Annotated in this window: 16 protein-coding genes and 2 riboswitches; of the genes, 6 read left to right on the top strand and 10 right to left on the bottom strand. The window is 72.1% G+C overall.

What is annotated here, in order from left to right; genetic code table 11:
* The first annotated feature begins 8 nt into the window (after positions 1-8).
* Complete coding sequence (locus tag ACIA6C_RS06080; protein WP_190183507.1) at positions 9-221, top strand: EF-hand domain-containing protein; 213 nt, start codon at positions 9-11, stop codon at positions 219-221.
* 45 nt (positions 222-266) lie between these two features.
* Here the strand turns inward: ACIA6C_RS06080 and ACIA6C_RS06075 are convergent, their stop codons facing one another.
* The 5 genes from ACIA6C_RS06075 to ACIA6C_RS06055 are packed head-to-tail and all read right to left on the bottom strand — an operon-like array spanning position 267 to position 3,504.
* Positions 267-818 carry a PadR family transcriptional regulator gene (locus ACIA6C_RS06075; protein ID WP_399273232.1) on the bottom strand — a complete coding sequence of 184 codons (552 nt, stop codon included), beginning with the start codon at positions 816-818 and terminating at the stop codon, positions 267-269.
* 45 nt (positions 819-863) lie between these two features.
* Positions 864-1,697, bottom strand: coding sequence for an energy-coupling factor ABC transporter ATP-binding protein (locus tag ACIA6C_RS06070; protein ID WP_399273230.1), 834 nt, complete (start codon positions 1,695-1,697; stop codon positions 864-866).
* On the bottom strand, positions 1,694-2,443 hold the full coding sequence (gene cbiQ, locus ACIA6C_RS06065; protein ID WP_399273228.1) for a cobalt ECF transporter T component CbiQ: 750 nt from the start codon (positions 2,441-2,443) through the stop codon (positions 1,694-1,696). Before cbiQ ends, ACIA6C_RS06070 begins: the two co-directional genes overlap by 4 nt.
* Before the next feature lie 3 nt (positions 2,444-2,446).
* Positions 2,447-2,812: an energy-coupling factor ABC transporter substrate-binding protein gene (locus ACIA6C_RS06060; protein ID WP_399273226.1), complete on the bottom strand. Its 366-nt coding sequence runs from the start codon at positions 2,810-2,812 to the stop codon at positions 2,447-2,449.
* A complete protein-coding gene (locus tag ACIA6C_RS06055) occupies positions 2,809-3,504 on the bottom strand; it encodes an energy-coupling factor ABC transporter permease (RefSeq protein WP_399273224.1) in 696 nt (231 codons plus the stop codon). Before ACIA6C_RS06055 ends, ACIA6C_RS06060 begins: the two co-directional genes overlap by 4 nt.
* Positions 3,505-3,532: 28 nt before the next feature.
* A riboswitch (cobalamin riboswitch) is annotated at positions 3,533-3,760 on the bottom strand.
* A gap of 82 nt (positions 3,761-3,842) precedes the next feature.
* Here ACIA6C_RS06055 and ACIA6C_RS06050 point away from each other — a divergent pair.
* Positions 3,843-4,574, top strand: coding sequence for a flavodoxin family protein (locus ACIA6C_RS06050; protein WP_361128372.1), 732 nt, complete (start codon positions 3,843-3,845; stop codon positions 4,572-4,574).
* Between the two features lie 21 nt (positions 4,575-4,595).
* Here ACIA6C_RS06050 and ACIA6C_RS06045 read toward each other — a convergent pair whose 3' ends face one another.
* From ACIA6C_RS06045 to gcvT, 5 genes are all read right to left on the bottom strand, one after another.
* On the bottom strand, positions 4,596-5,087 hold the full coding sequence (locus tag ACIA6C_RS06045; RefSeq protein WP_399273222.1) for a hypothetical protein: 492 nt from the start codon (positions 5,085-5,087) through the stop codon (positions 4,596-4,598).
* A 143-nt stretch (positions 5,088-5,230) separates the two neighbouring features.
* Positions 5,231-6,613: an L-serine ammonia-lyase gene (locus tag ACIA6C_RS06040; RefSeq protein WP_361128366.1), complete on the bottom strand. Its 1,383-nt coding sequence runs from the start codon at positions 6,611-6,613 to the stop codon at positions 5,231-5,233.
* Positions 6,614-6,881: 268 nt separating this feature from the next.
* Positions 6,882-8,138, bottom strand: a complete 1,257-nt coding sequence (gene glyA / locus ACIA6C_RS06035; protein WP_399273220.1) for a serine hydroxymethyltransferase — start codon at positions 8,136-8,138, stop codon at positions 6,882-6,884.
* Positions 8,139-8,153: 15 nt separating this feature from the next.
* Complete coding sequence (gene gcvH / locus ACIA6C_RS06030; RefSeq protein ID WP_329198480.1) at positions 8,154-8,534, bottom strand: glycine cleavage system protein GcvH; 381 nt, start codon at positions 8,532-8,534, stop codon at positions 8,154-8,156.
* A 122-nt stretch (positions 8,535-8,656) separates the two neighbouring features.
* A complete protein-coding gene (gcvT, locus tag ACIA6C_RS06025; RefSeq protein ID WP_366079972.1) occupies positions 8,657-9,772 on the bottom strand; it encodes a glycine cleavage system aminomethyltransferase GcvT in 1,116 nt (371 codons plus the stop codon).
* A gap of 160 nt (positions 9,773-9,932) precedes the next feature.
* Positions 9,933-10,036, bottom strand: a riboswitch (glycine riboswitch).
* 244 nt (positions 10,037-10,280) lie between these two features.
* On the opposite strand from gcvT, the gene ACIA6C_RS06020 reads away from it, so the two are divergent.
* The 4 genes from ACIA6C_RS06020 to ACIA6C_RS06005 all read left to right on the top strand — a co-directional run bounded on the left by ACIA6C_RS06020 (position 10,281) and on the right by ACIA6C_RS06005 (position 14,433).
* Positions 10,281-10,928 (top strand): AAA family ATPase, encoded by a 648-nt coding sequence (locus ACIA6C_RS06020; protein ID WP_399273217.1) that lies wholly within the window; start codon positions 10,281-10,283, stop codon positions 10,926-10,928.
* A gap of 418 nt (positions 10,929-11,346) precedes the next feature.
* Positions 11,347-12,081, top strand: coding sequence for an enhanced serine sensitivity protein SseB (locus ACIA6C_RS06015; protein WP_366081637.1), 735 nt, complete (start codon positions 11,347-11,349; stop codon positions 12,079-12,081).
* A 56-nt stretch (positions 12,082-12,137) separates the two neighbouring features.
* Positions 12,138-12,878, top strand: coding sequence for an enhanced serine sensitivity protein SseB C-terminal domain-containing protein (locus ACIA6C_RS06010; RefSeq protein ID WP_399273215.1), 741 nt, complete (start codon positions 12,138-12,140; stop codon positions 12,876-12,878).
* A gap of 562 nt (positions 12,879-13,440) precedes the next feature.
* Positions 13,441-14,433, top strand: a complete 993-nt coding sequence (locus ACIA6C_RS06005) for an ABC transporter permease (protein ID WP_399273213.1) — start codon at positions 13,441-13,443, stop codon at positions 14,431-14,433.
* The last annotated feature ends 31 nt before the right edge of the window (positions 14,434-14,464 follow it).

Below are 14,464 nucleotides of genomic sequence, written 5' to 3'. Positions count from 1 at the left end.
TGGACCCAGTGGCGGACATCGAGAGCGCGCGGGCGACGTTCGGCAAGTTCGACGCGGACGGCGACGGCTTCGTCACGGCCGACGAGTACAGCGCGGCCATGAAGGCCATGGGTGACGCGTACGTCACCGGCGCCGTCGCGGACGCCGTCATCGCCGCCAAGGACGCGAACGGCGACGGCCTGCTGAGCTTCGACGAGTTCTGGAACGCCCTGAACAAGTAGCAAGTGGCGGACGCGGGGCGGGGCCGCGTCACGCGGGCGGCCCCGTCAGGTCGCCGGCGGCCCCGTCATGTCGTCGACCTCGGCCAGCGCCTCCTCCAGCCAGCGCAGCCAGAACGTCTCCAGGCCGATCCCGCCGCGCAGCACGAGCCGGCGCAGCCGGTCCTCGTCGGAGTCCCGCCCCGGCGGGAAGTCCTTCGCCTCGATCGCCTCGTACTCGGCCAGCTGCCCCTGGTGCAGCTCCAGATGGCGCCGCAGCTCCCCGGCCAGCCCCTGCGGGCCCACGACGCCGGCCGCCCGCACCCGCAGCAGCAGCGGATCCCGGATCGCCTTCGGGTCCTGGCTCTCGCCGACCCACCGGGCCAGCTCCGCGCTCCCGGCGGGCAGTACCTCGTACTCCTTCTTCTGCCCCCGCACGGGCACCTCGCTGGGCAGCGCGCGGATCAGCCCGGCCTCCTCCAGCCGGCCCAGCTCACGGTAGATCTGCTGGTGCGTCGCAGACCAGAAGTACCCGATCGACTTGTCGAACCGCCGGGTCAGCTCCAGCCCGGACGAAGGCTTTTCGAGCAGGGCGGTGAGGATGGCGTGCGGGAGCGACATGCGCTCATCCTAGGTTCGCGCCCCGGCGCCGGGCCGCGTTGCGGTTCAGGACGGTGCCCCGGCCCAGGCGGACAGCGCCTGCGGCGTCCTCGGCCCCGGCGCGTCCTCGTCCAGCAGGCCCCGCGCCCGCAGGAACGCCGTCACCGCCGGGGACCACGCCTGGCGCAGCCCCGCCGACGCCAGCAGCTCCGGGTCCGACAGCAGGGCCGCGGCCGGCCCGACGCGGATGCCCGAGGGGGTGAGGACCGCCGCGTCGTCGGCCCAGCGCACCGCGAGGTCGACGTCGTGCGTGGCCATCACCACCGTCGTACCGTTCGCGCGCAGCCCCGCCAGCACCTCCAGCAACCGCTCCTGCCCGTTCGGGTCCAGTCCGGCCGTCGGCTCGTCCAGGATCAGCACCCGCGGCGCCATCGCCACCGCACCCGCGATCGCCGCCCGCTTGCGCTGCCCGTACGAGAGCAGGTGCGTCGGCCGGTCCCGCAGGGCGGTGATGTCCAGCGCGGTGAGCGCCGAGTCGACCCGCTGCCGTACCTCGGCCAGGGACAGGCCCATGTTCATCGGGCCGAAGGACACGTCCTGCTCGACCGAGGCCGCGAACAGCTGGTCGTCCGGGTCCTGCACGACCAGCTGTACGCAGCCGCGCAGCCGGGTCAGCCCCGCCCGGTCGTGGCGCACCGCAGCGCCGTCCAGCCGCAGTTCGCCCGCGCCCGGCCGCAGGCCGCCGCTCAGCAGCCGCATCAGCGTGGTCTTGCCGCTGCCGTTGCGGCCCAGCAGGACCAGCGCCCGGTCCCGCGCGATGGTGAAGTCGACGCCGGACAGCACCTGCGGTCCGTCCTCGTACGCGTAGCCCGCGCCCACCAGTTCCACCAACGGGTTCACAGGTACAGCCCTTCCAAGATGAGAGTCACGGCGACCAGCGCGCCCAGCAGGGCCGCCGACGCCACCAGGAACCGCCACGACAGCGCCGCCCCGGGCACCAGCACCCGCAGCGCCCCGTCGTAGCCCCGCCCGGCCAGCCCCTCCTGGAGCCGCGCCGCGCGGTCGAAGGCCCGTACGAACGAGGTGGCGGCCAGCCCGGCCAGCGAACGCCACAGCGCCGCCCGGCCGGTGTGCCCCAGCCGGGCCGCCTGCGCCCGGCGCACCTGGGCCACCGAGTCCAGCAGCAGGAACCCGATCCGGTACATGACCAGGGCTACGTCCACCACCGGCGCCGGGACCCCGGCCCGCACCAGCCGGGGCAGCACGTCCGACACCGGGGTGGTGAAGGCGAACAGCAGCACCCCGAGCGAAGCCGCCGACGTGCGCAGCAGCAGCTCCGCCGCGTGCCGGGCGCCGTCCGGGGCGAGGGAGACCGGGCCCGCCGGGCCGCCCACCGCGAGCAGCAGGGGCAGCGCCCCTGTGACGCAGAAGCCCAGCGGGATCCGGAAGGCCCGCCACAGCTGCCGTCCGGCGACCCCGGCCGGACCGAGCAGCACGGCCAGGGTCGCCGCCGCCACCAGCGGACCGCCGGGCCAGGGCGGCAGGGCGACGGCGGTGACGGTCAGCCCGAGCCCGAGCAGCGCCTTCTCCAGCGGATGGCGGTGGCGCCAGCGGCTGCCGTGCGCCGCCACGTCGATGGGCAGCACCGGCTAGGACTGTTCGCCCGGGGGCTGCCCGCCCGGGGACCGCCGGCCGGGCGACGGTTCGCCCTGGCTCTGGGCGAGCCCCTGGCGACGGCCCTTGCGCAGGCCGAAGTAGTAGGCGAGCACGCCCGCGCCGAGGGCAGCCTGGAGCGCGAACAGAGCCGACTCCACTTCCGCGGAGGGAGGTTCGTACAGCGGCGAGAACCACGGCTTGTAGTCCGGCTCGATCTCGGTGATCGCCGACTCGGCCTGGCTGTCGGCGCCCGCGAACGGCTCCTCCTTGCCGTCGCCCATGCCCAGCGCGACGGGCAGCACGGCGAGCGCCGCGACCAGGAGCAGCAGCAGGGCGTTGATCTTCGCGTTGCGGCTCATCGGGCGGCCTCCGGGCGCGCGGCGCCGCCGGTCAGCCCGGCGACGCCGAGCCGGACCAGGTCGGACTTGCTGGACTGCATCAGCAGCCGCATGACGAGGACGGTCAGCAGGCCCTCGCTCACGGCCAGCGGGATCTGCGTGACCGCGAATATCCCGCCGAACTTCGCGAGCGCGCCGAGGAATCCGCTCGACGGGTCCGGGAAGGCCAGCGCCAGCTGGACGCTGGTCACGCAGTAGGTGACGAGGTCGGCGAAGAACGCGCCGAAGAAGACGGTCACCATCAGCGGCACGTCGAACCGCTTGAGCAGCCGGTAGACGCCGTACCCCGCCCAGGGGCCGGCGATCGCCATCGAGAAGACGTTCGCACCGAGCGTGGTGAGCCCGCCGTGCGCGAGCAGCAGGGCCTGGAACAGCAGGGTGATGGTCCCGAGCACCGTCATGACCGGCGGCCGGAACAGGATCGCGCCCAGCCCCGTCCCGGTGGGGTGCGAACAACTGCCCGTCACCGAGGGAATCTTGAGGGCGGACAGGACGAACGTGAACGCCCCGGACGCACCGAGCAGCAGCGTGCTCTCCGGGTTGGCCCTCACCTCGCGGGTCAGGGCGCGGGCACCGTGTACGACGAACGGCGCCGACGCGACGCCCCAGGCGACCGCGTGCAACGGGGGCAGGAAGCCCTCGGCGATATGCATGACTGTGGAGACCTCTCCAGCACCTCGTGGATGGACGACGCGCCCCGGCCGGTCTCCTGGCTCACGGGTACTGCTGTCCTGACTCCGCCTTCCCGGGGCCGTGCGGTCTCCCGCGCGGGTCCCAGTGGCTTCCCGCGGTGGGGGCACCTCCCGGACGGAGTCTGGGGGAGAGTGGAGCCGGACTTCCCGATCACAGTGGCGAGGGCCGCACCGGTTTCCCACCGGTTTCCCGAACACCAAGGCCCCATGACCCTAGTCGCCCGCCCGGACGGGTCACAACCCGCCCCTTCCGGGCGCGCCCCTTGGCGTCCGGATCCGGTGCGGCGCACGGTGGTGCGGTGGCCGACGACTCCCGATCCGCGCAGACCCCCCGCTACGGCGACCTGAGCGCCCTCTTCGTGAACTGCACCCTCAAGCGGTCCCCGGAGACCAGCAACACCGAGGGCCTGATCTCCCGGAGCCGGGCGGTCATGGAGGCCGCCGGCGCCCGGACCGAACTCGTCCGCGCCGTCGACCACGACATCGCCACCGGTGTCTGGCCCGACATGACCGAGCACGGCTGGGAGAGCGACGAGTGGCCCGTCCTCTACAGCCGGATCATGGACGCCGACATCCTGGTGCTGTGCGGCCCGATCTGGCTCGGGGACAACAGCTCCGTGATGAAGCAGGTCATCGAGAGGCTGTACGCCTGCTCCTCGCTGCTCAACGACCGCGGCCAGTACGCCTATTACGGCCGGGTCGGCGGGGCGCTCATCACCGGCAACGAGGACGGCGTCAAGCACTGCGCCATGAACATCCTCTACAGCCTCCAGCACCTCGGCTACGCGATCCCGCCGCAGGCCGACGCCGGGTGGATCGGCGAGGCCGGGCCGGGGCCCTCGTACCTGGACCCCGGCTCGGGCGGTCCCGAGAACGACTTCACCAACCGGAACACGACCTTCATGAGCTGGAACCTCATGCACCTGGCCGCCCTCCTGAAGCGGGCGGGCGGCATCCCGGCACACGGCAACCAGCGTTCGCAGTGGGACGCCGGGTGCCGTTTCGACTTCCCGAACCCCGAGCACCGCTAGCCCGGGGCCCGGGAGCGGGGTTCAGCAGGCGGCCGGGTGCGTAAAGTCCAGTACGAACCGCTCCGGGGCGTGCAGCACGCTCGTGTTGTAGGTGGGCGGGGTGTCGAAGGCCGCGCCGAAGGTGACGTACCCCTCGAAGTCGCCGGTCTTGGCGATGCCCTTGAGCTTGGGAAGGTCGATCTGCTGGAGCGCCGGACCCACGTAGACGTTGTGACCGGCGGAGTCGTGCGCGGCGGCGGGGTGCAGCCTGATCTCCAGGAAGTACCGGCCCGGCAGCGGGACGGGCTTGCCGGACCCGTCGTAGACCAGCTCGGAGACGGGCGTGACGGTAACCGGCGGGGCGGCTCCCTGGAGGTCGATGACGAGCCGGTCGTAGGTGCAGTGCCCGCCCCAGCGGGCGTTGGTGACCAGCGTGGTGGAGGCGGCGGAGGCCGGCGCGGCGAGCGCGACCCCGGCGGTGAGCAGGGCGCCCGCGAGCAGGGCGGTGACCTGACGGCGACGTACGTGCTGCATGACGTCCCCTCGATTCCGAGAGACGGGGACAAGCTGACACCGTTGAAGACACCCGGGACGGCGTCACGGTTGCACGCACGGGGGGACGACGTGAGGGCCGGGCGCGTCGTGCGCGCCCGGCCCTCACCTCCCTGCTCAGCGGATCAGCACTCGATGACGTTGACCGCGAGGCCGCCGCGGGCCGTCTCCTTGTACTTGACCTTCATATCGGCTCCGGTCTCCTTCATGGTCTTGATGACCTTGTCCAGGGAGACCTTGTGGGAGCCGTCGCCGCGCATCGCCATCCGGGCCGCCGTGACGGCCTTGACCGCCGCCATGCCGTTGCGCTCGATGCACGGGATCTGGACCAGGCCGCCGACCGGGTCGCAGGTCAGACCCAGGTTGTGCTCCATACCGATCTCGGCGGCGTTCTCCACCTGCTCCGGGCTGCCGCCCAGGACCTCGGCGAGGGCGCCGGCCGCCATGGAGCAGGCGGAGCCGACCTCGCCCTGGCAGCCGACCTCGGCGCCGGAGATCGAGGCGTTCTCCTTGAAGAGCAGGCCGATCGCACCGGCCGACAGCAGGAAGCGGACCACGCCCTCCTCGTCGGCGCCGGGCACGAAGTTCATGTAGTAGTGCAGCACCGCCGGGATGATGCCCGCGGCGCCGTTCGTCGGGGCGGTGACCACCCGGCCGCCCGCGGCGTTCTCCTCGTTCACGGCCATCGCGTAGAGGGTGATCCACTCCATCGACAGCGCCTGCGGGTCGCCCTCGGAGCGCAGCTTGCGCGCGGTGTTCGCGGCGCGCCGGCGGACCTTGAGGCCGCCCGGGAGGATGCCCTCGCGCGACATGCCGCGCGCGACGCAGGCCTGCATGACCCGCCAGATCTCCAGGAGGCCCTCGCGGATCTCCTCCTCCGTGCGCCAGGCCTTCTCGTTCTCCAGCATCATCGCGGAGATCGACAGGCCGCTCTCCCGGGCCATGCGCAGCATCTCGTCGCCGCTGCGGAAGGGGTACCTCAGCTCGGTGTCGTCGAGCTTGATCCGGTCCTCGCCGACCGCGTCCTCGTCCACGACGAAGCCGCCGCCGACCGAGTAGTACGTCTTCTCCAGCAGCGGGGCGCCGGCGGCGTCGTACGCGAAGAGCGTCATGCCGTTCGCGTGGTAGGGCAGGGACCGGCGGCGGTGCAGGATGAGCTGGCTCGGCTCGTCGAAGGCGATCTCGTGGGCCCCGCCTATCTCGGCGCCCAGCAGGCGCAGCCGGCCGCTCTGGCGGATCCGCTCGACCTCGGCGTCGGCGGTCTCCACGTTCACCGAGCGGGGGGAGTGGCCTTCGAGGCCCAGCAGGACCGCCTTGGGGGTGCCGTGGCCGTGGCCGGTCGCACCGAGCGAGCCGAAGAGCTCCGCGCGGACGGAAGCCGTCTGGGCGAGGACGCCTTCCTTCTTCAAACGGGTCACGAACATGCGCGCCGCCCGCATCGGGCCGACCGTGTGGGAGGAGGAGGGGCCGATGCCGATGGAGAAGAGGTCGAAGACGGAGATGGCCACGGTGGCGAGACTCCCTTGTCTGCTCGTGGGTGGGAGAGGGGCACAGGAGAGCGGGTTTGATCAGCCGGAGGTGATCAGGGAGGTTTGTTCGGATTTTGTCCGACGGTCGAGCTTAACGCGGCGAGGTGAACGACCCGCCTGCCGGACGGGGCCACCAGGGGAAGCCGGGGTGTGCGTCGGCTCACATTCCCGGCCGTCCACCGGCGGGGCGGGCGTGAAAAAGGGGCCCGGGCCTGTGGGAACAGGCACCGGGCCCCGCCCGGCCGCGTCAGAGCGTCGGGTACAGCGGGAACTTCGCCGCGAGCGCGGAGACGCGCGCCTTGAGGGCCTCGGCCTCGTACGCCGGCTTGAGCGCCTGCGCGATGATCTCGGCGACCTCGGTGAAGGCCTCGGCGTCGAAACCGCGCGTGGCCAGGGCCGGCGTACCGATCCGCAGGCCCGAGGTGACCATCGGAGGCCGCGGGTCGTTCGGGATGGCGTTGCGGTTGACCGTGATGCCGACCTCGTGGAGGCGGTCCTCGGCCTGCTGGCCGTCCAGCTCCGAGTTGCGCAGGTCGACCAGGACCAGGTGCACGTCGGTGCCGCCGGTCAGGACGTCCACGCCCACGGCCTTGACGTCGTCCTGGACCAGGCGCGCGGCCAGGATCCGGGCGCCCTCCAGGGTGCGCTCCTGGCGCTCCTTGAACTCGGGCGACGCGGCGACCTTGAAGGAGACGGCCTTGGCGGCGATCACGTGCTCCAGCGGGCCACCCTGCTGACCGGGGAAGACCGCGGAGTTGATCTTCTTCGCCAGCTCCTGCGTCGACAGGATGACACCGCCGCGGGGACCGCCGAGGGTCTTGTGCGTGGTGGTGGTGACGACGTGGGCGTGCGGCACCGGGTTCGGGTGCAGACCCGCGGCGACCAGGCCGGCGAAGTGCGCCATGTCGACCATCAGGTACGCGCCGACCTCGTCCGCGATGCGGCGGAAGGCGGCGAAGTCCAGCTGGCGCGGGTACGCGGACCAGCCGGCGACGATCAGCTGCGGCTTGGACTCCTTGGCAAGGCGCTCGACCTCGGCCATGTCGACCTGGCCGGTCTCGTCCACGTGGTACGGGACCACGTTGTAGAGCTTGCCGGAGAAGTTGATCTTCATGCCGTGGGTCAGGTGACCGCCGTGGGCCAGGTTCAGGCCCATGATCGTGTCGCCCGGCTTGAGCAGCGCGAACATCGCGGCGGCGTTCGCCTGCGCACCCGAGTGCGGCTGGACGTTCGCGGCCTCGGCGCCGAACAGGGCCTTGATCCGGTCGATCGCGATCTGCTCGACCACGTCGACGTGCTCGCAGCCGCCGTAGTAGCGGCGGCCGGGGTAGCCCTCGGCGTACTTGTTGGTCAGGACCGAGCCCTGGGCCTCCATGACGGCGACCGGAGCGAAGTTCTCCGACGCGATCATTTCCAGGGTCGACTGCTGGCGGACGAGCTCGGCGTCGACGGCGGCGGCGACGTCGGGGTCGAGCTCGTGGAGCGGGGTGTTCAGTACGGACATCAGGATCCCCTGGGGTCAGTTACCGGCGGTGAGCTTGGCGTACTCGGCATCGGAGAGCAGGTCGGCCGGCTCCTCCGTGACGCGCACCTTGAAGAGCCAGCCGCCCTCGAACGGAGCCGAGTTCACCAGCGAGGGGTCGTCCACGACGTCCTGGTTGGCCGCGACGACCTCACCGGTGACGGGGGAGTACAGGTCGCTGACCGACTTGGTCGACTCCAGCTCGCCGCAGGTCTCGCCCGCCGTCACCGTGTCGCCGACCTCGGGGAGCTGGGCGTAGACGACGTCACCGAGCGCGTTGGCCGCGAACTCCGTGATGCCGACCGTCGAGACGCCGTCCTCGGCGGCCGACAGCCACTCGTGCTCCTTGCTGAAACGCAGCTGCTGGGGGTTGCTCATGACCTGATTCTCCTGGATGCGGGGGAGTGGATACGAACAGTGGTCTTGGGTACTGGGACAGCGCCGTACGGACCTCCGTGCGGAGCTCCGTGCGGCGGTGGCGCTGTACGGGCAGGGGCGGACTACTTCTGCCGCTTGTAGAACGGCAGGGCCACGACCTCGTACGGCTCATGCGTACCGCGAATGTCCACGCCGACGCCGGAGGTGCCGGGCGCGGCGTGCGCCGCGTCCACGTACGCCATGGCGATCGGCTTGCCCAGCGTCGGCGACGGGGCGCCCGAGGTGACCTCGCCGATGACCTTGCCTCCGGCGACCACCGGGAAGCCGGCGCGCGGGACCCGGCGGCCCTCGGCGATCAGGCCGACCAGCTTGCGGGGCGGGTTGGAGGCGGCGCGCTCGGCGGCCGCCTCCAGCGCCCGGCGGCCGACGAAGTCGCCCTCCTTCTCGAACTTCACGACCCGGCCCAGACCCGCGTCGAACGGGGTCAGCGAGGTGGTCAGCTCGTGCCCGTACAGCGGCATGCCCGCCTCCAGGCGCAGCGTGTCGCGGCAGGACAGGCCGGCCGGGACCAGGCCGACGCCCTCGCCGGCCTTCGTCAGCGCCTGCCACAGCTCCACGGCGTGCTCGGGCGCGACGAACAGCTCGAAGCCGTCCTCACCGGTGTAGCCGGTACGCGCGATCAGCGCGGGGACGCCGGCGACGGTGCCGGGCAGGCCCGCGTAGTACTTGAGGCCGTCCAGGTCGGCGTCGGTGAGGGAGGCGAGGATCCCCGGGGACTCCGGGCCCTGGACGGCGATCAGCGCGTACGCGTCACGGTCGTCGCGGACCTCGGTGTCGAAGCCGGCGGCGCGCTCGGTCAGGGCGTCCAGGACGGTCTGCGCGTTGGAGGCGTTCGCGACGACCATGTACTCGGTCTCGCCCAGGCGGTAGACGATCAGGTCGTCGACGATCCCGCCGTCCTCCTGGCAGATGTGCGTGTAGCGGGCGCGGCCGACGCCGACGGTGGAGATGTTGCCGACCAGGGCGTAGTCCAGCGCCTTGACGGCCTCGGGGCCGGTCAGGGTGATCTCGCCCATGTGGGACAGGTCGAAGAGGCCGGCCTTCGTGCGTACGGCGTTGTGCTCGTCGCGCTCACTGGCGTAGCGCAGCGGCATGTCCCAGCCCGCGAAGTCGGTCATGGTCGCACCGAGCGAGCGGTGCAGCGCGTCGAGCGCGGTCAGGCGGGGGGCAGTGCTCATGGGTGTGGCTCCCGGGTCCCAGGGCATGACATGACGAGGACGATCCTCCCCATCTGTCATCGGAACCTGAGAGGTTCGCCGAGAGTTCCCGCGCCGGGCGGGTGCGTCATCGGCTTGCACCTTGGGTGGAGCTGTCGAGCAGCCCGCTTTTCAGATCTGCCTCATCCACGCGGTACGGGGCCTGAGAGATTCAAGGGAGGAACTTGCTCCTTCGGCGCCCGGGCATGGCCTTGCGGCCTGCCGGGACTCTCCCGCGCGGATTCAAGCGGCCGGTATGCAGTTGGTGTCCAGATGGCGCACATCATTGCACGAGGCGGGCGGGTGTGGGCGGGCGGGCCCGAAAGTCCGGGCCGGGCCTAGCGGGGCTTGAGCAGGGCGGAACCGGGTGGGGCGGAACAGGGCGACGGAACGGGGCGGCGGAACCGGGTGGGGCGGATTACCGTCCCTTTACATTCAGTGGGCAGAGACGGGGGAGGCGATCACAGTGCGGAGGTTCGGAGTGCCGGCTTTGACGGGGACCCTTGAGGGGGTTCCGGCGCAGCGGCGTACGGACGTGTCGGTGCCGGGGCCGCCGGCGGTGGTGCAGCCGGGGCGGGTCCGGGACCTGCGCGGGGCCGGGGTGCGGGGGCCGCGGCTCTGCTTCGCCGAAGGGGACGTCGTGGTGGTGTCCGGTCTGCCCGGCGGGGGCAAGAGCACGCTGATCAAGCGGGCCGCCGGGGCCGTGGTGATCGACTCGCAGGACACGCGGGAGCGGTGGGAGCGGCGGATGCCGGGGGCCGTGCCGTATGCGGTGTACCGGCCGCTGGTCCGTCTGGCCCACTACTGGGGGCTGTGGCGGACCCTGCGGTCGGGGGCTTCGGCGGTGGTGCACGACTGCGGCAGCCAGGCGTGGGTGCGGGGCCTGCTGGCGGCGGCGGCACGGCGGCGGGGCCGGGCGCTGCACCTGGTGCTGCTGGACACCACCGCCGAGGAGGCGCTGGCGGGCCAGGCGGAGCGGGGGCGGCGGGTGTCGGCGTACGCCTTCGCCCGCCACCGTGCGGCGGTGACCCGCCTGCTGCGCTCCGCGGAAGCCGGCCACCCCCCTCCGGGCTGCGCGACGACGACCCTCCTCGACCGCCCCTCCGCTGCCGCGGTCACCCGCATCACCTTCCCCTGACCCCCGGACCGGGGCCGCACTCCCGCCCCCTCGGCTGACCACCCCGCCCCGGGGCCGCACCGTTCGGTCCCAGCGGCCGACCATCCGCGCCGAGGCGCGCGGCTGCCAGCCCCAGCGGCTGCCCCTGCCGTTACGTGGCTGCCGGCCAACCCCAGCCCCCGCCGGCACCATCCCGCCCCGCCGGACACGCCCAGCCCCGTGGGGGCACCTCCCAGCGGTAGCAGGGGGAGCCTGGGGCGCGGGTCCGGGCGGAGCCCGGCGCCCGGCGGAGCCGGGCTCCCTGGGGCTCCGCCCCAGACCCCGCGCCTCAAACGCCGGCGAGGCTGAATTGGCGGAGCCGGCAGGCGAGGGCCGGGGTTCGGGGCGGGGGCGGGACGGATTAGGGTCTGCGGGGTAGCGCGGAGCGAGGAGGCGGCGGATGCACGGCAGCGGGTGGCCCGAGAACGAGCTGGAGCAGGTGCTCGGCGCAGCCCTGGGGCAGGCGGACGCCGGGCCGCGGATCCTGGAGGTGCTCGGCCGCAGCCAGGTCTGGGTGCCGCTGCCCTCCGGCGGGAGCCCCACGCACGCCTCCCTCGCCCTCCCGACCATGCTCATCGGCGGCGACGCCTACGTCCCCGTCTACACCTCCGAGGCCCAGTTCCGCGTCTGCGCCGGCCCCGCCATGGACTTCGCCGTCGCCCCCGCCGTCGAGTTCGCCCGCGGTCTGCCCCCTCAGCTCGGCATCGCCCTCAACCCCGAGGGCGCCGTCGGCGTCCCGCTCCCCCCGCCCGCCGTCGCGGAGCTCTGCCGCAGCGGCCGCACCCCCCTCGACGGCCCCGCCACCGGCGGCCGCGTCCGGCTCTTCGAGCCCGACTGGCAGGACGACCCGGTCGACTTCCTCACCGCCGCCGCCGACGAGTTCCGCGCCCTCGGCGTGGTCACCGCCGCCCACCGCTGCCTCGCCAGCGTCGAGGGCGGGGCGCCGCAGCTGTACATCGGTGTCCGGCTGGCGGGATGGGACCCGCAGGCGCGCAGTGCCCCGCTGGAGGCCCTGGGGCGGGCCCTCACCCGCGTACCGCCGCCCTGGCCCGTGCAGTTGATCCTCCTCGACGCCGCCCAGGACCCGGTGGTCGACTACATCCGTGAGCGCGTACGCCCCTTCTACCTCCCGTAGGGCCGCTTAAGCTGGGGGCCTACGCGTGGATGACGGCGGACGAAGAGGGGTACCGGGTGAGTGCGTCAGGCACGGCCGCGGCCGGTCAGGTCGAGCACATGCTGCGCCAGGTGACTCCCGGGCGCTATGAGAGCTACGAGTCGCTGCTGCACGCCCTCGCCGAGGGCCGCCTGTGGATGCTGCTCTGGCAGGGGCGACCGGGCTCCCCGGACGCCCAGTACGGCGGCATGGAGGTCGACGGCCTCGGCTACGCGCCCTGCGTGACCTCCCCGCAGGAGCTGGCCGCCAGCGGATGGAACCGCGGCTACGAGGTGGTCACCGGCCGGGACATCGCCTGCGCCCTGTACCCGGACCGCTGGGGCCTGTGGCTCAACCCCCACGCCCAGGGCGGCGGCCTCGGCCTGCCCTGGGCGGACCTGCGCCGCATCGCCACCGGCCTCGACCGGATGCCGGCCGGCCCGCTGCGGCTGTCCGAGCCCGCCCTGGAGCTCCCGCAGTTCTACGGGCTGCTGACCCAGCACGCGCACCGCACGCCCGCCGTCCGCTCGCTCCGCCGCGCCTGGGTCCAGCCCTCGCTGGGGTCGGCTTACCTGGCGGTGGGGCTGGACCTGTACGACGCCTCCGCGCCCGCGCTGGAATCCGTACGGGAGATGATGCGGCAGTCGGTCGGGGCGGTCCCGGAGGGCGTCCCGGTGTGCACCGTCGCGCTCGCCGACGAGCACGACCCGGTGGCGATGTGGCTGCGGTCGCAGACCCGTCCCTTCTACGACCGCGAGGGCCAGGCCCCTTCCTACTAGCCCCTCCCACCGGTCCCTTCGTACGAGTCCAGCACCGGAATCCAGCCTTCCGGAACGTGCTCATGTTTTGAGACAGCCAATACCGGCCATTTCGAGGCCGCCGGCCCCCACGGTTCCCGGCGGCCTTCGTCTTGTCCTGGTTTCGCCGCTGTTGTACGCCCAAAAGGCGCAGCACTCTTGCGAGTTGGGCGAGATGCCCGTTTGCGTACCGAACGGACGGTCTTGCTCCGCTCAGGTGGGAGTGAAGTCCGGATAACGGGAATCAGGGCGTCAGATCACGGTTGCGCATCCATTCAACTGCGGGTCTGGCGGCTGGTCGAGCGCCCGATGAAGACTCCCCACCCAAGAGCCGGTCAGTCCTCCAGGACGCGGTTCGGCACGTGATCGGCACCTGCATTCGCACACCGCGTTTCACCGCAGCACTTCCCGCACGTTTCGCACTTCCTGCACTTCACACGCGTTCAGCGTGTCCCACGCACTCCGAGCGCCACTCCGCACCAACGCCGCCACAGCGGCGGGCATGGGCCGGCACACCCGTCGGCCGAGAGGGGTCCCCACCACGATGACGGCACCACTGCATGACACGAGCGCGGAGACGCCCGCACCCGTGTCCGTAGCCGACGTCCCTGCCAAGGCCATCGAAGGCCGCTCGCCCGGCCGCATCGCATGGATGCGGCTCAAGCGCGACAAGGTCGCGCTGACCGGCGGCGTGGTCGTGATCTTCCTGATCCTGGTGGCGGTCTTCGCGCCGCAGATCGTGAGCCTGCTGGGCCACCCGCCCAACGAGTTCCACGAGGACTTGATCGATCCCGACCTCGGCACGCCGATCGGCTCGTTCGGCGGGGCCAGTTCCGACTTCCTGCTGGGCGTCGAGCCCACCAACGGCCGCGACGTGTTCAGCCGGATCCTCTACGGCGCCCGCATCTCCCTGATCGTGGCCTTCCTGGCCGCCTTCGTCTCGGTCGTCATCGGCAGCCTGCTCGGCGCGCTCGCCGGGTTCCTCGGCGGCTGGGTCGACGGCGTCATCAGCCGCCTGATGGACCTGCTGCTGGCCTTCCCGCAGCTGCTCTTCACCATCGCGCTCGTCTCCGTCGTACCCAACAGCCTTCTGGGGATGGAGGGTTCGAGCGTCCGCATGGCGGTGCTGATCGTCGTGATCGGCTTCTTCGGCTGGCCCTACATCGGCCGCATCGTCCGGGGCCAGACGATGTCCCTGCGGGAGCGCGAGTACGTCGAGGCGGCACGCAGCCTCGGCGCGGGCCGCGGCTACATCCTGATCAAGGAGCTGCTGCCGAACCTGGTCGCGCCGATCCTCGTCTACTCGACGCTGATCATCCCGACCAACATCCTGACGGAAGCGGCCCTCAGCTTCCTCGGTGCCGGCGTCAAACCGCCCACCGCCTCCTGGGGAAAGATGCTGTCCGACGCCATCCCCATCTACCAGGACGACCCCATGTACATGGTGGTTCCCGGTATCACGATCTTCATCACCGTCCTGGCGTTCAACCTCTTCGGGGACGGGCTGCGCGACGCACTCGACCCCAAGGGCAGCTGAACCGCTCTTTCGATTCACCCACCTATGGAGG

Origin of the sequence: Streptomyces sp. NPDC051578, from assembly GCF_044454045.1 — a bacterium.
In the GTDB taxonomy this organism is placed as follows: Bacteria; Actinomycetota; Actinomycetes; order Streptomycetales; family Streptomycetaceae; genus Streptomyces.
The sequence above is the reverse complement of the archived record's forward strand: the minus strand, read 5'-3'. Positions and strand labels throughout refer to the sequence as shown.